Origin of the sequence: Microvirga puerhi, from assembly GCF_020089865.1 — a bacterium.
In the GTDB taxonomy this organism is placed as follows: Bacteria; Pseudomonadota; Alphaproteobacteria; order Rhizobiales; family Beijerinckiaceae; genus Microvirga; species Microvirga puerhi.
Genome location: NZ_JAIRBM010000003.1, coordinates 226136 through 244003, shown reverse-complemented (window position 1 = coordinate 244003; position 17868 = coordinate 226136). Strand labels below are relative to the sequence as shown.

Below are 17868 nucleotides of genomic sequence, written 5' to 3'. Positions count from 1 at the left end.
GCCGTCTATGGCAGCCCCTTTCCCTCAACGTCGGGCGCACATTTCTGGATCTGCCTATTGAGGGGAGATCCAGAGTTCGATGTCCTCTTCGTCATCCGCGTCCATGCGGCGGTTGTCCAGGGCGGTCCGGAATCCCTCAAGGGCGCGCACCGTCACGAGGCGCAGCCGCGTCTTCTGATCAGGCGTGAGGCTCTGGTAAAGTGGCTGCCAGGCATCGGCGAGCTTTTTCAGGCCTGCCGCCCGCTCCGCCAGAACATCGGCGCGCTGGCGATAAAACTGCACCGGATCGATTTCGCGCCACTGGCCCATGCGTGCGTCGAGCGCAGCCAAACGGCGATAGCGCGTCTCGGCCCTGGCGCGGATCGCCTCTTCCACGGCAGGCCAGAGTTTCTCCTGCTCCGGTGTGAGTTGCAGAGCCGCCTTGATCACCCCAACCCGAAGATCGGTCAACATCTTGAACTCGGGCTGGCTCAGCCCTCCGTTGTCGGGCATGCTGCCCGGGGCTGCGGGGGTCTGCTGTGCACGGGCAACGGGCGCGCCACCGACGAGCAGGGCCGCCACGATTCCGATCATTCCCTTTCGCATCTCGGTCTCCTCCTGATTCCATCGATCGTCAGCCTACGGAGGGGACAAGAGCCTGCTTGATGGCTTGGGACGCGTGCTTGCCAGTTTGGGACGCAGCACAAGTATCCACCCTGGCGTCTGGCTCATCGTTAGAATGCAAATCAAACATAAATCGCTCGTATTCGGCGCAGATGCGGAAGCCCGTCGCGCGCCCGGCCAACGCCAGATCGATTTTGAACTGTTCCCCCTCATCCTCCCTTGAATACGAGTGTCGACTTTGCATTTTGGGACAGCTCTCGCTCTGTGATATCTGGGAATAGGGCTCCCCCGCCGTTCGACACAGATTCAACGCTGAGGTCCCATGAGAGCGAAAGCGTGCTGCGCGCAGAACACGTGGTTATGCAGGTTGGCGATCCATTGCCGACCCGATGCCGTTACATTCAAATATGCAATCGCATCCACCAGGCGCGGTGAGACGCTGGTCCAGTAGAAGTCGGGGAAGCGCTCGACCAGGTCGGCCGGCGTGTCATAACCGAGTTGGTGGTTGATCCCGATCTCCTCAAACTCGTGGAATAGGGCATTGGCCTTTTTCAGGTATAGGGGATCGCCGAGTTGCCCGATCAGGTCCGCGGCTTGCACCAGCCGTCCCTCATGATCGCTCTCGTCGGTGGCGGGCGGTTCCCAGGCCGGAAAGCGGGTCAACTCGACTGCCCGGGCCACCCGCTCTGCATCGAGCAAGGGCGAGCCTGCCAGACGGTCCATGACGAACAGCTTGGAACGGTCGACGTGATAGGGGGCAAGCGCCGCATCCGATGCCCCACGCGGCACGGTCACGGTCGTGCCATGTGCGTCCACGACGAACCTGTCCTTGCCATCGCCTTTCAGGATGCCGCGGACATAGCCGATGTCATGCAGCAGGCAAGCGACGATCAGGTGCGTGTAGTCGTCGGCCTCCAGGCGCTCGGTCAGCATCCGGCCATGGAGAATGTCCCGCCCGACGAGGGTGACCAGGAAAGTATGCTCGACGTTGTGATAGAGAGCATCGCTCCTGCCGATGCATTCCAGTGCCATCCGTGCAGCACCGTCGAGCCGCTCGGCCTTGTCTTGGTGCGAGCAGCCGAACCATCGGCGAAAGTCGCTTGCGATATGCCTTCCGAGTTCGTCCGCCATGATCGCAGGCATTGTCATCATGTAAGCCTCCCGAGCGCGGGTTATCCTCGGCCGAAGACTATAACCGAATTCGCTTGGAAACTTTCCGCCTCGTTACTCTTCGGACGCTGATCTTCGCACTCGGTCCGCTACGAGCCGAGAGAGAGACGTATTGGCCCGGCTCGGCGCCGCGCTTCGGGAGGCTGAGACAACCGGAATTCCCTGGGAGATCGATGAAAACAGGCCAATGTCCAAGCACGCACCGAAAGCCGAAAATCGGCGGACGGTCTTCGATCCCTTCCCTGTCGCTGCACTCCGTTTGCTGCTGCTCACCGGCTGCCGACTTCGTGAGGTCCTGCATTTGAAATGGGATTACGTCGACTTCGAGCGCGGCATAGTCTTTCTCCCCGATTCGAAGACCGGCCGGAAGCCTGTAGTGCTCAATGCGCCGGCGCTAGCCGTGCTCGCCGATCTGCCTCGCGTCGGACCCTATGTCGTGCCGAGCGACGATCCCACGAGACCCCAGCATGATCTCAAGAAGATCTGGGCAGCCGTCTCGCGCCGGGCAAGTCTCTCGGGCGTTCGTCTTCATGATCTGCGGCACACTTTTGCGAGTATCGGAGCCGCCGGCGGGCTTGGCCTGCCGATCATTGGAAAGCTGCTTGGGCATTCACAAGCCGCAACAACGGCCCGCGGTATGCGCACCTCGATGCCGACCCACTTCGTCGTGCCTCGGATCGGATTGCGGAGACGATTGTCAACGCATCGGAAAGCAGGCCTACGGGCGAGATCGTCACCTTCAGGCGGGACCCTCTCCTCTAGCGATCCGTAGGGGCCATAATAGAGTTTGCAGTCTGGCCAAGGAATTTCCCACTTGGGTGGCAACTTAAGACCCTGGCCACCGCTCCTCTCGGCCCTGCACAAATCGCTGGCCCTATCACAGATCGCTCCGGAACGTGTGTTTCGGCGTCCAGTATACCGGTGACGAGTTTCACCGGGAGTGGATGCATCACCCCCGGAAGATCCGCCTGCTACCGCCTTTGGTCAACGGCGATCCATGTCACGCGACGGCGCAGGCATAAAGAGGCCGACTTGGATCGATAGGGTGGACGCGCCGGAAGTCCGAGGCTCGGGACATGCTCCCGCGATTGTATAGGTGGTTAGGCCATACGATCCCGGAACAACCGAATCCTGGTCACGGCGGGCTGATTGGCCCTTCCCGGACTCCTGCCCTGCCAGGGGAAAGGCTTTTCCCCGGATGCGGTAGAGGAATTCGAGCTGGGCAGGCTCCGCATGGCGCCCCAGATCCTGATACCGCAAAGCTGGCTGCTCGTCAGCGCGCCCGCCCCCTGCTTGCCCACAAGGATTTCGCTCGCTTTGGATCGGCGCAGCTGGAACCAGTAGGATTAGCCCCTAGAGGTTTGGGCGAGAAACACCAAGGAGAGGCCGAACAGCCGCGAGTGAGGTTTCATGGCCTGGCGGCATGAGCTTCACCACCTGGCCCAGAGCAGTGAGCTTACGCGCCCAGTAATGAGCCATGGCACACTGCTCTGCCCGTGAATACGACACCGTACCCGAAACGCGACTGCAGGACGTCCTGCCCGATTAGAACCTTGCGCTGATGCCGACGATCGGCCCGTGGGTGAGCATATCGAACTCGTAGCGGCGACGTCCCTCGCCCTGACTGTAGTCGACATAGAGTGCCCGATAGCCGACCACACCCGAGAATGTGATGCCCTGATAGGTCCCGATATCGAAGCTGTAGCCCCCGACGGCCTGCCACGAGAACCGGCTGCCTGCCCCAAAGCCGCCGATGTCACCGCGCAGGAAGATTTCCTGACCGGGCGCGACGGCGTAGCGCATGCGTGCACCGACCACCGGATCGAGCCAGTTGACGGAACCGGAGCGCGCGAACCCACGCCCGCCGACGATTACCAGATCGCCGAGATCGGCCGCTGCCGCGACGTCCAGCGAGAGTTCTGCTTTCTGATACCAGTAGCGGGCACCTGCGAGTACATCGAATGCCAATGGTCCGGAGCGTAGGACCTCGTAGGCGCCTCCGACTTCCAGAATCGCCAAATCGATGTTCAGGCTCAGAGACGGATCGACGACGACGGTCGCCCCTGAAACGAAGCTGCGTTGTCGGATATTGCCGCCCTGCGCCCCAATGCTGGCCCAGACCACATCACCGTAGAGGGTGATCGGCCCCTTGCGCGCCTCGAAATCGCCCATCAACGCGACAAGAGAGTCACTATGTTCGACGATGTCGATGAAGCTCGCATCGACCTTCACGGAGCGGCCCCGGATAGTCTCGGTGCCCTTCAGGCCTACCAGCCAGCCATAGGGTGTGAAGCGGTACGTCCATCCGGAGATTGCCGGAGCCGGGGCTTCAACGGGCGTCGGCGCGAGATCGGCGGCCTGCGCTGCTCCTCCGGTCGCAACGATGCCCCCAAGGAACATGAGCAGACTGTGAGAAAGGTTGCGGAAGGTGAGCCCCATTGATGAAATCTCCGCCAATTTTGGAAAATGGAGAGCCGAGCCATCCCGTCGTGCTCAGAAGCTCGCTGGTCCGGATCGAGGAAAACTTAGATAGCGAAATACCGAGCCGACACCTCGAGCAGGACCGGTCCTGCGGATGCCGCGGTGCGTCACAAACAGGCCCAGTCTCGTGTCCGAGGGTCCGAACTGATGGCAAGACCCAGGGACGATATCCAATTGCGAGATAGGGGACTGTAAGACGAGGGCTATCAGTCGGTGCGTCGTGGCAAGAAAGCCTCACGCGAACCTCCGCATGGATCGCATGGCGGCATCTGATCACAAGACGGTGGAGCTGACCAGACCTTCCTAGAGGGCAGGGCACTTTCTTTACAGTGACACCGGAGTGTATCGCGCATAGCGGCACGGGCACTATGTGAACGAAGATGCACTTCCAATCGTCTTTCATGCTAATCACCACCCTACCCTTGTCCGTTGCTTCGTTGTAGACCGCAGGGGCGAAGGTGCCGACCTTGCTGTTGGGTAGGCTTGCTGCCGGGCCATAGGCATATTCGCGCATGGCATCGTCATGTAGTACAAGCGTCAGCAGTGATGCACCATCTCAGGCACTCTGAGCCGCCGCTCACTATCGGCGCTAGTGTGCCATCGCGGGCTATGGCCTATTCTGGGAACAGGAATGTCAGTTCCGCCCGAAGCTGCCAATTCGCGCCGTCCGTCGGCTTCACGACGTTGTAGTAGGCGGAGAGCTGCATGTTGACAGGCTGCTCGTCGATCTTGAACACGCGCCCGAACCCGCCGCCGACCGGCACGGTCCAACGCTCCCTGCCGCTTTCTTGCCAGTTTGCGGTGATGATCGGTGACGAGGTCAGGTACCAGCCGCCCGCGAAGTTGTAGTTCACGAACGGTTGCACCAGCATCTGGTTGACATCGGGGCGTTTGCTCTTGCCGGCGAACGACCAGACGTTGTTGATGAGGACGCCGAACAGCCACGGCCCCTTGTCGATGACCGCGACAAAGCTCGGCCCGATCGAATACTTGCCCTGCGTCAGCGTCTTGTCGGTACCCGTGGGCAACACGAAGGTCGGGCCGATGCCCCAGATGACGCCGTGCGTCGGCTGCCTCGGCGAGAAGAAGAAGCTCGGGTTGAAATCGCCGAGGCCGGCCTCGCGGTCGCCGGTGATCGTCAGGGGCGGCTGCGAGATCACCGGCATGATCCAGCGGGTGATCAGATTCCAGTCCTGGTCGAGATGGAGCGGGATGACCGGCTGGATATTGAGGATGTTCTGCGGTTTGCTGTGCGGGCCGACGGCGAAGTTCAGGTTGCTCTGGAACGGCAGGCTGATCATGTCGGCGATTGGGTTCTGCGCCGCCTTGGCGAGATCGCCCGCGCCGCCGTGCTCCTTCTGAGCAAAGGCGCCCGAGCCGGCCAAGGAGACCAAGGTGGCCAGGGCGAGACTGGCTCCCAGGTGACTGTAACGCGTGAGTCTGTGCTTCATGCGATCGTTCCCCCGATCTGCCGCAGCCCACTCCGGTAGGTCACCCAGGAGCCGTTGTCCTGCACAACATGAAGCACAATGTTCCTCCCATGAAATGCTCCTCCCATGACCTGAAGGGGAAGCCCTCTCGCGGCTCGCCGGCGCGATGCGACAGAGGAAAATCTAGCCGCCTGTCGGTGACAGCCAAATTGCCCTTTAGGGCATGCCACGACAGCTGCCCACGCACAGCCTGCGGATATGGCCGTCGTCCCTCGTGATCCGAATTGCGCTGATTTCGTTGCTAGGCTCCTCCCACATGACGGTGGCTCGTGATGTGGCGTAACAACACGCGAAGCGGTCCGACGAGACGGACATGCGTGATCTGGCTCAATGAAAGTACTCCCCGAACGAGCCAGCACCGACGTAGCGGTTTCGCTCAGAAGGATTATCTGCTCTGCCTTCGTGATTAGATGCCTTAATCATGGCATTGTCAGAGGTTATTCAGAGCCTTGCAGCAAACCTCCATCGCTGCGGCCGCACTCCGCGCCCGGAAAGGTGACGTTGCCTGTGTCGCTTCACCCGGAGACCGGGTCCAGACCTCTGCAATGGATGGGCTGCAGGTAGCGTGGTCGGTCGAGTTGAACGGGCGGTGGCTTCGCTATCGACCAGGATCAGGCATGGCGCCTTCCGCCAATCCAACATGCCCGGCCCGATCGGTGCCGTCCGCGTCCAAGGCGGATCTGACCTCAAGCTCCGAGATAGACCCCACGGCAACGGGCAATCGGCAGCCGTTCTTCTTGTGTAGACCAATCAGGGTTCTCCGTCTGTGATGTCACGGCGAACTCCGATGTTGCTTTGTCCATGCACGGTACGTCACTGGCGGGATGCCAGGATGAGGAGCGGCGCCCATGTCGCAGGCCGACACCCGGATTCACATTGGCTCCCGTGCCACCACGCCAACGCCGTCCGACATGGTCCGGCGTGCCGGCGCTATCACCCGGCGGCGCGCTATCCGCAGACGGGCGACGCCTAGACGAGCCATGTCGGCCTCCGCTGCATCATCAGGGAGAGGAGCACCCCATGAGTCATGATCGTGCGTTCTCACAATCGTCAGACGGAAGGGCCAACTTCTGTCGGACGAAGACAAAGGCTGCCTTGATCGGCGCCACGGCCCTCGTCGCAGCAGCAGCGGTGGCCCCAGCCGCCGCCCAGACGCCACCGCAGCAAAGACCCAACATCCTGTTCATCATGGGCGACGACATCGGCTGGATGCAGCCGAGAATCTACCATCAGGGCCTGATGGTCGGTGAGACACCCAACATCGATCGGATCGGGCAGGAAGGTGCGAAGTTCATGACCTACTATGCCGAGCAGAGCTGCACGGCGGGTCGCAACGCCTTCTTCACCGGCATGAATCCGCTGCGCACCGGCATGATCCCGCCGCAACTGCCCGGCAGCCCGTCCTACCTGCGGCCGGGAACCCCGGCACTCGCCAAGTTCCTGCTCGATCTCGGCTACAACACCGGCGAGTTCGGCAAGAACCACCTCGGCGACCACACCGATGCGTTGCCGACCGCGCACGGATTCCAGGAGTTCTGGGGCTACTTGTATCACCTGGATGCGATGCAGCAGGTGAGTTTTCTCGACATCAACAAGACCCCGACGCAACAGGGCATCGCGCCGCCGTGCAAGAACACGCCGATCCCCGGCGTCGCCGAGGTGCCGGGCGCCGTGGATCCCAACACCAACACCTGCCTCACACCCCCGCGCAACATCCTGGCGTGCAAGTCTTCCGATGGCTCGTCGAAGAACCAGAGCTGCACGGACCAGGGCCCGCTGACGCTCGAGCGCTCGAAGTCTGTGGACGAGGAGATCTCGGCCAAGGTCATCGACTTCCTCGATCGCAATGATCCGCGTCGGACCAACAAGCCGTTCTTCGTCTGGTATAATCCGGCGCGCATGCACATCACGACCGTGTTGCCGGACAAGTACATGGCGATGGTGGGCCAGCAAGGCGGAAAGGACTGGGGCGTCAATGAAGCCGGCATGAAGCAGCTCGACGACAACATCGGCTACGTGCTGAAGAAGCTCGAGGACATGGGCCAGCTCGACAACACCATCGTCGTGTTCACCACCGACAATGGCGCCGAGGTCTTCACCTTCCCTGACGGCGGCACCACGCCGTTCAAGGGCTCGAAGATGAACACGTGGGAAGGCGGCATGCGAGCGCCCTTGGTCGTCCGCTGGCCGGGCGTCATCAAGCCCGGCACAATCAAGGACGGCATCTTCGCCTCGCTCGATTGGCTGCCGACGCTGGTCGACATCGCCGGCGGGCCGAAGGGTGACGGACTGAAGAAGCAGATCGAGGCGGGCCAGTATCCCGGCATCGTGAAAACGACGCTCGATGGCATCGACCAGACCGAGTACCTCTCGGGACGTTCGGAGACGTCCGCGCGCGACACCTTCTTCTACTATTCCGGCCCGCGTCCGTCGGCAGTGCGCTACGGGAACTGGAAGCTGTATTTCGCGATCGCGCCCGAAACTTCCCTTGGCTTCAACGTTCCGGGAGTTCAGACCCAGTTCATGGCCAGCATGGTCAACCTCAGGCGCGATCCATTCGAGACGTCGGTTGGCGAATGGAACAAGGCAGCTCCTTTTGCCTACGCCGGGTCGATCGCGGGTCCGGTTACGTCCTGGGTCTACAACTGGAACATTCTGCCCATCGGCCAACAGCTATGGCTCAAGGAGCTCGAGAGCTACAAGGAGTTCCCTCCCCTTCAGGATCCGGCGAGCTGGAACCTGGATCAGGTCACCGAGCAGATCAGGAAGGGAACGACGAACCCAAGCCAGTAACCTGAGCGGGCGCGTTTTAACGTCGGCGGGCATTTCCAATCAGGTGTCCGCCGATCGCAAGGCGAAGGCCAAAGGCCTCGAAAAGGGGGCTAGCTTCGACCGCTTGTCGGGAAACTCGAGAGGAAATCGTCATGAAGCCGTCAGTTTCGATCGTAGCATTCCCAATGATGCTTCTGTCCGTCGGTCCGGCTCTCGCTCAGGCGCAGGCCATGTGCATCGTCGCAGGCAACCAGCCCATCATGGGCGCGAACATGACTGCAGACTTCGATGTCCAGGCGGGGCAAGGATGCATGTACGACATCACACCCCGCGGCACGCTCAGCAGTTCGGAAATCAGCCAGCGTCCCCAGCACGGCACTCTTCAGATGATCGATAAGGACACATGGACATACACCCCCGCGCCGGGTTACCGCGGTCCCGACAACTTCGTGATCACCGCACAGGGGCAGAGCATCGACGAGAAGCCCGGTACATCCATGCTCAACTATCGAGTGAATGTCCGGTAGCGGCGGACGCCCGCGAGTCGGCCAAGGTCAGTCTCGTGGCACACGGTCACGTTCCTGCGGTGATGGTCGCCGTCGATCGCGCCCGCTCACTGCAAGCGGCTGACGACAGGCGGCTTCCACCGTCCGTTGAGCATCGCGTCGTCGGGCCAATAGGTCCTGAGCCAGATTGAGAAATTCCCACTCGGCGCGGGCACCCAGTTGGATTCTTTGTCCTGGCCCGGCGATTGATTGCCAAGGCAGAGGGTTAGCGAGCCGTCGGGGTTGTATTTCAGTGTCTTGTTCTTCGTGCTGAGCGCAAAGCGGTTCAATGCGTTCGGGGCAAAGAGGTGGTCGGGGTTGTAGATCATCAACGACCAGAAGCCTCTCACAGGGGGAACCTGCCCCTTCGGGAAAGTCACGGCATAGGACGACGTCCCGACAAGACGTCACGAACTGCATCGCCTGGGGAACCTCGGACCGGTTCATGGTCGAGCAAGCCCCTTTTGTCCGACATGAAAGCACTTGGCCTTCGCTCCTCCTGACAAACGGCGTCACGGTCCTGGTCATGATGATTCCGCCCGCTTGGGAAAGATTTCTGCGATGCCCCCGCCGGGGTTTCCCCCGATGAGTGATGGAAGGGCTCTGGAGATTGATTGTTTCAGTGTCTCCACGGGCCTATCGTAGCGCTTACGATGACTTGACGGAGTGCTCGGGGGAGGGACCGATGAGGCGCGCTCTGACTTGGCTTCCGTACGCTCTGTTGGGCCTTGCCCTGATGCTATCCGCGCTCTTTCTGCTTGAGTCATGGAAGCAAGCTGGCAAACCTCCTGATCCAAACGTGCCACGGAGCGAGGTGCTTATCACCTACGAGGAACCGGCAGACGAAGGTCCGCTCGTGAGTCCGGTGCACAAGACGATCATCACTTCAATCAAGATCACCTACGCGACCAAAATCACCGACGACCAGTATACCACGTCAAGGCTCTCGTCGATCAAGCCGAACTGATCAGAAACCTGTCGCCCACGTCGGCGTTCCAGGGCCAGCAGGAGCGATCGGCGCTATCACAACTCACTGCCCAGGTTCGCATAGCGCCGGCGTCAGCCTTTTTCAAATTCAGCAACAACGGCAATGAATGCCATCTCCGTGTCGGCACGCCGACACCCGCGGAGTTGATTTAGTTTGCTCAGCCGACACAGACGGGAGAAGCTGCACTGACACTGCGCCTGAAAGGCGTGAGCGGGCTGCATCTGAGTGTCAACGGTGCCTATCGGCAACGATGACATTGCATTGCCGGTCACCGTGACCGCCATGGGCATGCCATCCAACACCTCTCGACTGATCAGCGCGATGGGACCGGTCGTACTGGCAGTAGTGGTTGCAATCATCGGGTTGGTGGGAGCAGTGGCCGCCGCCTGGATCGCCAAGCTCTAGGACCGCTCCACCGTCCATTCACTGAATGGCATGGTCGAACGCGAAGGATCGGCGTCGCTCCTTTACGCGGGCATGTACCTGATCCGTGCAACCGCTTGACATGCGCAATGCGATGCCGGTTGATCCGCCTCGGTCTGGCGCCGAGAGCCAGTCCGTCTCGCACTTCGAAACCTTTGACGCACCGCAAACGTTCCACGGTTCAAATTGAACGACGCATGCGTTTTGACTTTTGCAAATGCGTCATTCTCTTCTGCTCGCTTTATTTTCCCTGCAAGCCATATCACATTCTCGCTGCTCCCCATTTGTTCCGATGAGAGAACAGCACCATGAGCTCGGATTCTACCCCCAGGACTACGGCGCAGGGCGTCGCCCTATGATGGACACGCCTTGCGCCGCCAAATATTGTCATCTCGGTAAATCAACTATGGACAAACGCCGCCTGATGGGCGGCCCCAGGTACATCAAGTTGGGAAAGCGCGTCCTCTACGATCCCGACGACCTTGACTCCTGGTGGGCTCAGCATAAGCGCGCAAATACAACATCGGTGTAAGTAATACCCCACCAAGCTGGATAGGTTTGGTGGGTTTTTGACGTTGGCAGGAAGAGCAGTAGCCATCGACCAGTACGTAGAATCCGGAGTCGGTTCGAGGTCGGCGGCTCAGCATCCGGATCCTGGGGCGTCTCCAAGAGGAGAAAGCCCCGTAAGCAAAATCAATTTCCCGGGCATCAGGAGTTAAGCCGATGACTTTTCTCGCACGGTCCCACGACGATCCCGTCGTCGCATTGTCCATCGATTTCGATGGAAGAGTGATCACTGTCCACGGCAGGGAAGCCTGGGCACTGCACATCCTGATTGTGCGGGGTGAGCTGGGTGCAACGCCGATCGATGCCGTCGGTCCGCGCTGGAGCAACTACCTATTTTTGCTGCGCCGGAGCGGGATCGTGATCGAAACCATTGACGAACCGCATAGCGGCCCTTTCGCCGACCGACACGCACGCTATGTCCTCGGGTCGCCACCCGGTGTTGTGAAGATAACGCGTGCCAGCGTGCGAATCACGTCGCGCAAGTTCGTACGCAACAGAGGAGTGCCGGCAGATCCGAGCGCTTTTGCTGGACGCTCGTGAAGCACTCTCTCACGTCGCACGAGACTGAGGCCGTGAGTCGGCCAAGAGCCGCTGCCATACAGGATCATGGGGCTCTGCCTGTACATTGGAGACATCAGGCCCTAGCAGACGGCAGGTCCAATTCTGACACCAGGCCTCTTCCCGACATCCACTTCGCCTTAGAAATGGCGTCAGAGGCGGCTAGAGGCCGGTCGGAAGGACGGAAGGCACCCTTGTATGCCCCTGACGCGCTCGCCCGTCTGCGGGCCATTTCCCGGCAAGCGGTTATCCAGTTTCCACAATGGGTCTGTCTTGGCGTGCGCAGCGCTCGCAGATGTGACTGGATGACACCTTCAGTTCAAACGCGGTCGTGCCGCAGCGTTTCTTCCAGAAGGCCTGACCTCGAACACGCACTCAAGCTTCTGTTGAGCAGCTGAGTGGCAACCCTCGCTTTGATCTAGACGCCAAGCAGCCAACCCATAAGGAACCCGCCTTGCGCGCCGGAATTGATGTTCTCAGACACCTAAAGGAGCGGTCGATGAAATCATATATTCTGTTGGCTACCTTCGGCGCGGCTGTTCTCTCTATGCCCGCTGCGGCTCAGGCGCAGGGAATTGTACGTGGCGCCGAGCAGGGAGCAGCCGTCGGGAACCGTGCGGCTGGCCCCGTTGGGGGAGCTGTCGGGGGTGCGGTGGGTGGTGTGACGGGTGGTGTAGTCGGCGGCGTCAAGGGTGTGCTCGGGATCCCTCAGAACACTGGGAGCGTCCAGCGGCACCATACGAAGATTAAGAAGCAAACGGTTCATCGTTAACGACCCATTTGGCACCAACTGAAGTTCTAAGAGGCCCGTTAGTGGCTTTGGGCCGCTAATGGGCTTTGCTCAGCGACAGCGGGTGATTTGCCTTAGAGGCCGAAACTGCCCTGAACAAGGTTTCCCTTCATTAAATCAGAGCGCTTAAGGCAATCGGCGAGTTCGTATGTTGCTCTTCGCTCCAATTTTGACGCTGAATTTGCCGATCTTCGTAATATCGACCCAACTTCAGACTGCCTACATGCCGATGGCTTGATTGGCTACCTTGCTGGCTAAAGCCTCGCAGCCGAAGCTCGAGCGATGGTTTAAACGGCATTGTCTATCCGTCCGTTTGTGCCCCGGACGGAATGTGCTTGGCTGCATTTTGGCCGGGTCTTGTCCAGAATTTTCAGAAGGGTGGAACCGCCACACTGATGTGGAGAGGTGAATCTACGCCGACAACGAGGCCGACAACGAGACAATCCTAAAAGCACGCGCCAAACAGCTTCACGTTTTTGGCTCGTGTTTCCCTGGTGTTTCCCCAGACCCAAAACACAAAAGCCGCCCTCAGGCGGCTTTTGTGTGAAACCCTTGCTCTGCAACGAAAAGAAATGGTGCCGCAAGAGGGATTCGAACCCCCGACCCCCTCATTACGAATGAGGTGCTCTACCAGCTGAGCTATTGCGGCGTCGCGATCATGTTGTGATCGGAGAGCGCGACCTCATACCCTCACGTCGGGCGCTTGGCAAGGGAGGATCGGCGATCAAAGTCGCGCGCCCCTCCCTACCAGATCGAAAAGGCGCTGCGGCGGGCCGGAGCTGCCTCTTCCTTCGGTCGAGGGACGTCCGGCGGCGTCGCGGGAAACACGACCGGCTCCGGCCTGGGCGCAGGAGCATCGTCCTTGCCCGGCTCCTGCGTCGAAAGTGCCGGGGGCGGCTCGCGCTCCGGAACGGGCGTCTCATGAGCGAGCGTCCACTCGGGCACGGAACCGCCGTCCGCCTCAGGGGCGATCGGAAGCATTTTGACCGTGTCGTCGAGATCGGCGGTCACATCATCGCTCAAGGCGATCTCGGGACCAACGAGGACATCGGGCGGCGCTTCCCAGACGAAGGCGTCGAGACGCCCCGTCACGGGCGAGATGGGAGCCCAGCGGTCGGACACGATGCCATCGGCGATCCAGGCCGGATCACGGCGGGCGCGCGTCGCACGGGCAAGCCATTCGCGACCTCTCCCCGTGGAGCCGTGCTCGGCCTGCTCCAGGTCCGACATGAGCAGGCAGACCCGCATGGTCGGGCGGTCGGCCAGAAGGGGTTCGAGGGCATCGCGGGCCCGGTCGAACTCCCGGGCCTCGAGCGCTGCACGGGCGACGGCCAAGCGACCTTCGGGAGTTCCTCCAGACAGCTTCATGAGTGTTTCGGCGCGTTTGAGCCGGTCGAGCGCCGAATCGCCGGGGCGCAGATTGAGATAGACTTCCGCGAGGTCCGGATGGGGCTGGCTGCGCCAGGCCGTCTCAACCGTCTTGGCAGCGCGGCGAAGATCTCCGCGCTGGGACAGGATCTGGCCCGCAAGAGCGGCGGCAGGGATGAGGGTCGGCGCGAGTTTCAGCGCGTCCAGGGCGCTGTTCAGCGCACCTTCCCGGTCATGCTCGACCCGGTCGAGGGCATCAGCGGTCAGGAGCACGGCCCGGTGGCGCTTGGCGGTCGCCTTGTCCAGGAGACCAAGGGACGTCCGTCGCTCCACGGCCTCCAGCGCTCCGCGCCAGTTCCGCTCGGCGCAGCGCGATTCCAGAACCGCATCGCTTGCCCAGGTGGCTGCCGGCGCGAGGCGGACGGCCTCCGCCGCGTATTCGTGTGCGGCTGGCACGTCACCCCGCCGGCGGGCCTCGACGAACAGACCACGCAAACCGAGAACGCGAGTCTCGTCCTCCTCCATCATCTGCGTGAAGGCAGCTTCCGCCGCCTGACGGTTCCCGGAGACCTGCGCCGCCTGAGCCTTGAGAAGGAGGGTCAAGGCCTCACGGCCGAGCAACCGCTCGGCCTCCCCCGCGTAGCGGCGGGCCGCAATGGGATCACCGGCACCGACGGCCACCATACCGCGCGAAACCGCCTGATAGCCTCGGGCGCGCCGCCGGGCGCGCGATGCGAAGGTGAGACGGGACGGCAACTGCAGAACCGCCGTCACCACGGCCCAGAGCACCGCGAGGGCCAAGCCGAGGCCCGCGAGGGCGACCGCCGCGACAGCGACGGAGGTCTGCATCTCGTAACCGCCGAAGGTGACCAGAACCGTCCCGGGGCGATCGGCCAGCCACACGGCCGCAAAAGCCGCGACGCAGAGAAGACCGATGAAGACAAGTGCACGCCACATGCTGGCCTGATCCTTACTGTTGCGCCGTCGGAAGCGCTGAAAGAGCTTCGTCGGATGCTGCCTGCGCCGCAGCCTCCGCGTCCGCGCGGGCTTTGACCTGATGCCCCCAGTCCTCGGAGAGGCGCCGGGACGGCTCCGGCAGGCTCCGCCATGCCCCAGCCGCCTGGGCCATGTCACCACGCGCCAGGGCATTGTCGATCCGGGCGACAAGGCCCGGTACGCCTGCCGCCGCCGCATCGTTGACCGGACGAACGGTCACGACCTTTTCCGTCATGCGCCAGAATCGGTCGCTCCAACTGCCACCGGACGCGGCACGATCATCCCGCAGGATCGTCGTGCGCAGAGGAGCGAAAGTCCGGGACAAGTCCGCCGCCGTCGGCGCCCCCTGCTGAGCGAACGGAGCGAGCGGCGCCAGACGGCCGGGATCCTTCGTGACTTTCTCCAACGCCGAAAGCGTATCCGCATAGGGAACGCCCCGGCGCAAGGCTTCGTTCAACCGAGCCGTCAGGGAAAGCCGAAGGGCCGCAAGCGTCGCCGGATCGGGCCCTTCGCCGACGTGCTGCGCCAGGGCCGCCAGACGCTGGCTGTCGTCCGTTACGCGGCCTTCGAGGGATTGCACGGATTGCTGCAGGGCCTGGGCGGAGCTGCCGGCCTGCTGGGTTGCCTGGGCCTGAGCCTGGACCTCCCGTTCGAGCTCCGCAAGGCGATCGGCCAGGCCCTTCAGGGCCGCCTCGTCCTGCGGAGCAGGAGCTGTGTTCGCCGGACGGCTCAGAGCCTCGCCGGCACGCGCCTCGGCTTGGCGTGCGGTGCCTTCGGCCGCCTGAAGACGCCGGTCGAGAGCGGCACGAGCGTCCTCCAGCGTCTTGAGGCGATTCTCCAGAGCCTGCGTATTGGCGGGCTGTCCCAGCGACACCACGCGCTGCTCCAGCTGCGACACACGGGGATCGTCCTTCGGGGCAGGCGCCTTCTGCCAGACCCCGAGCCCGTAGACGAGCCCGCCGCCAATGATACCGCCGATCAGGCCGGCACCGAGCAATGCACCCAATGAGGCCCTGCGGTCCGGCTGGACGGGCTGCGGAGGGGGCGACCGCTCGGTCGAACCGTGGCTACCAGACAGCGTCTCAGATTCGGGCGGCAGTGCACCTGCGATCGAATCCGTGCCGATCGCGGAATCGACATTGGCCTCGGTCTCGGCCATGGCCTCGCTCACCAGGCGCTCCGTCTCGCCGTCCGCAATCGTATCGTCCGGGCGCCGGCCATCATCGACGACCCGCGCCTCAAGGTCGATCGTCGCCGGCTCGCGCCGGTTCTTTCGGGAAGAGGATTTCGGGGCCTGGGGATCAAAAGAATCGGTCACGGGTCACTCTTGATGAACAAATGAGGCAAGCTTGAGCACGGCCATTCGTTCCGTCCAGGAGATGCATCCTAGAGGAAGACCGCTCCGGCGTCACCGGAGCGTCGCCAGAAGGGCATCCTCGTCGGGTCGCTCGGCAACCCTCACCGGCAACCCGAGAGACTCGAAGGGAGCCGCAACGTCTGCCGAAAGGCAGACATGGACGAGGGCGGAAAGGGTCGATGACAGATGCGCCTCCTTCGTCAGAGACAGGAACAGATCGGCGTGGCGCCGAGAATAATGGAGCGCAGCATCAAGCTGACTAGAGCGCAGTGCCTCGATTGCGGACGGAGGAAGGCTTTCGACGGCGCGGGCCTCGTAGGCCTCCCAGGTTTCGATCTGAAAGCCGCTGGCCCTGAGGGACAAAGCGGGCTCATCCTTATGGTGCCGTCCCGTCACATGGAGCAGGAGCCGCCCCGGTTCGAGCCGATTACAGATCAGGCGGGACAGCGAGACCGCATCACCCTCGGCGGGGAGGACAGTCTGAAAGCCGGCCTGCCGCACCGCTTGGGCCGTCCGCTCGCCGACCGCATAGACCGGGCAATGCTTGGCCGCGATCGACATGAGGGCATTTTCCGCATGAGCGCTGGTCACGATCAGAGCGTCCCATGCGCCGGCAGGCTGAGGATCGTCGGTGTCGACGATCCGCGTCAGCGGTGCCGCGACCGTTTCATGGCCATCCGCCCGGAGGCGCTCGGCCGTGCGTGCCGCGTCTTCCTCTGCGCGGGTGAGAAGGATGCGCATCATGGATCGAGGAAGCCGTCCGGCATGCGGGCACGCAGGTCGAGCCCGGCCTCCCGACCGAGAGCCGCGGCATCTTCCGGCGCTCCGCGCCGCACGACATCCAGACTGCCGGACCCATTCGGACGGAGCACGAGCCCACGAATTTCAAGCTCTCCGTCCACCAGACGGGCGTGGCCGGCAATCGGTGTACGACAGGACCCATCGAGGACCGTCAGGAAAGCCCGCTCGGCCGCCAGCGCATAGCCGGTCTCGGCATGCAGGATCGGCCGAACGGCTCTTGCGACCTTCTCGTCGTCGGCCCGAATCGTGATGGCGATCGCCCCCTGCCCGACGGCCGGCAGGAAATCCTCCACGTCGAGAACAGCCGTCACATGCTCCGTCAGCCCGAGGCGGCGCAGCCCCGCCATGGCCAGAAGAGTGGCATCGATCTCACCGCGTTTGAGCCGCGCGAGCCGCGTTTCCACGTTGCCGCGGAGCAGCGTGACCTTGACATCGGGCCGCAGGCGGCGGATCTCGGCCTGCCGCCGCAAGGAGGCCGAGCCGACCACGGCGCCCTCCGGCAGGTCCTGCAGATTCCTGGCGTGGAGGCTGATGAACGCATCGCGCACGTCCTCGCGCGGAAGATAGCCCGCGATCACGATCCCTTCGGGCAGCGCGGTGGGAAGGTCCTTGGCCGAGTGAACGCCCAAATCGATGGATCCTTCGAGAAGGGCGATGTCGAGTTCCTTGGTGAACAGTCCCTTGCCCCCGGCTTCGGACAGCGCCCGGTCCTGAATGCGATCGCCCGTCGTCTTGATGATCTGCAACGGCAGACGCTCCGGCGGAAGCCCATGCGCGTCGATCAGCCGACGCTGCGTCTCATGAGCCTGGGCGAGCGCGAGCGGCGAGCCGCGTGTGCCGATGACGAAGGCGGGCGATGTGGACATTCTGGCTGTCTTCTCCTTGAGCGCGACGATCGATGTTTGATCTCGGGCGGCGCGGCGGACTATAGGGGGAGGAGAGGCGGGCCGTGAAGCCCG

15 protein-coding genes, 1 tRNA gene and 1 pseudogene are annotated in these 17868 nt (G+C 62.5%); 7 read left to right on the top strand and 10 right to left on the bottom strand.

The window, feature by feature from the left end; all coding sequences use genetic code 11:
- Nucleotides 1-54: 54 nt before the first annotated feature.
- Together K9B37_RS05525 and K9B37_RS05520 are read right to left on the bottom strand one after the other, a co-directional pair.
- Nucleotides 55-585: a Spy/CpxP family protein refolding chaperone gene (locus K9B37_RS05525; RefSeq protein ID WP_224311911.1), complete on the bottom strand. Its 531-nt coding sequence runs from the start codon at nucleotides 583-585 to the stop codon at nucleotides 55-57.
- 324 nt (nucleotides 586-909) lie between these two features.
- Entirely contained in the window at nucleotides 910-1755 is an 846-nt protein-coding gene (locus tag K9B37_RS05520) for an HD domain-containing protein (protein WP_224311910.1), read from the bottom strand.
- 205 nt (nucleotides 1756-1960) lie between these two features.
- Between K9B37_RS05520 and K9B37_RS05515 the strand changes: the two genes are divergently transcribed.
- Complete coding sequence (locus tag K9B37_RS05515) at nucleotides 1961-2545, top strand: site-specific integrase (RefSeq protein WP_369414221.1); 585 nt, start codon at nucleotides 1961-1963, stop codon at nucleotides 2543-2545.
- Nucleotides 2546-3318: 773 nt separating this feature from the next.
- Here the strand turns inward: K9B37_RS05515 and K9B37_RS05510 are convergent.
- Complete coding sequence (locus tag K9B37_RS05510; RefSeq protein ID WP_224311909.1) at nucleotides 3319-4212, bottom strand: hypothetical protein; 894 nt, start codon at nucleotides 4210-4212, stop codon at nucleotides 3319-3321.
- Between the two features lie 656 nt (nucleotides 4213-4868).
- Entirely contained in the window at nucleotides 4869-5705 is an 837-nt protein-coding gene (locus K9B37_RS05505; protein ID WP_224311908.1) for a hypothetical protein, read from the bottom strand.
- A 1227-nt stretch (nucleotides 5706-6932) separates the two neighbouring features.
- Here K9B37_RS05505 and K9B37_RS05500 point away from each other — a divergent pair.
- A complete protein-coding gene (locus K9B37_RS05500) occupies nucleotides 6933-8537 on the top strand; it encodes an arylsulfatase (protein WP_439651686.1) in 1605 nt (534 codons plus the stop codon).
- A gap of 131 nt (nucleotides 8538-8668) precedes the next feature.
- Nucleotides 8669-9043, top strand: a complete 375-nt coding sequence (locus tag K9B37_RS05495; RefSeq protein WP_224311904.1) for an Ig-like domain-containing protein — start codon at nucleotides 8669-8671, stop codon at nucleotides 9041-9043.
- 86 nt (nucleotides 9044-9129) lie between these two features.
- Here K9B37_RS05495 and K9B37_RS05490 read toward each other — a convergent pair.
- Nucleotides 9130-9453: pseudogene (locus tag K9B37_RS05490) on the bottom strand (DUF1214 domain-containing protein); the annotation flags it as partial.
- 293 nt (nucleotides 9454-9746) lie between these two features.
- On the opposite strand from K9B37_RS05490, the gene K9B37_RS05485 reads away from it, so the two are divergent.
- The 4 genes from K9B37_RS05485 (at nucleotide 9747) to K9B37_RS05470 (ending at nucleotide 12369) form a co-directional block, all read left to right on the top strand.
- Nucleotides 9747-10028, top strand: a complete 282-nt coding sequence (locus K9B37_RS05485; protein ID WP_224311901.1) for a hypothetical protein — start codon at nucleotides 9747-9749, stop codon at nucleotides 10026-10028.
- 255 nt (nucleotides 10029-10283) lie between these two features.
- A complete protein-coding gene (locus tag K9B37_RS05480; RefSeq protein ID WP_224311899.1) occupies nucleotides 10284-10454 on the top strand; it encodes a hypothetical protein in 171 nt (56 codons plus the stop codon).
- Between the two features lie 741 nt (nucleotides 10455-11195).
- Entirely contained in the window at nucleotides 11196-11579 is a 384-nt protein-coding gene (locus K9B37_RS05475) for a winged helix domain-containing protein (RefSeq protein ID WP_224311897.1), read from the top strand.
- A 517-nt stretch (nucleotides 11580-12096) separates the two neighbouring features.
- Nucleotides 12097-12369 (top strand): hypothetical protein, encoded by a 273-nt coding sequence (locus tag K9B37_RS05470; RefSeq protein WP_224311895.1) that lies wholly within the window; start codon nucleotides 12097-12099, stop codon nucleotides 12367-12369.
- Between the two features lie 591 nt (nucleotides 12370-12960).
- Here K9B37_RS05470 and K9B37_RS05465 read toward each other — a convergent pair.
- From K9B37_RS05465 to hemC, 5 genes are all read right to left on the bottom strand, one after another.
- Nucleotides 12961-13036, bottom strand: a tRNA-Thr gene (locus K9B37_RS05465).
- Nucleotides 13037-13131: 95 nt separating this feature from the next.
- A complete protein-coding gene (locus tag K9B37_RS05460; RefSeq protein ID WP_224311894.1) occupies nucleotides 13132-14712 on the bottom strand; it encodes a heme biosynthesis HemY N-terminal domain-containing protein in 1581 nt (526 codons plus the stop codon).
- Nucleotides 14713-14725: 13 nt separating this feature from the next.
- Nucleotides 14726-16069, bottom strand: coding sequence for a COG4223 family protein (locus K9B37_RS05455; protein WP_224311892.1), 1344 nt, complete (start codon nucleotides 16067-16069; stop codon nucleotides 14726-14728).
- Between the two features lie 90 nt (nucleotides 16070-16159).
- Entirely contained in the window at nucleotides 16160-16852 is a 693-nt protein-coding gene (locus tag K9B37_RS05450; protein ID WP_224311890.1) for a uroporphyrinogen-III synthase, read from the bottom strand.
- Nucleotides 16849-17775: a hydroxymethylbilane synthase gene (gene hemC, locus K9B37_RS05445; RefSeq protein WP_224311889.1), complete on the bottom strand. Its 927-nt coding sequence runs from the start codon at nucleotides 17773-17775 to the stop codon at nucleotides 16849-16851. Before hemC ends, K9B37_RS05450 begins: the two co-directional genes overlap by 4 nt.
- Nucleotides 17776-17868: the final 93 nt, after the last annotated feature.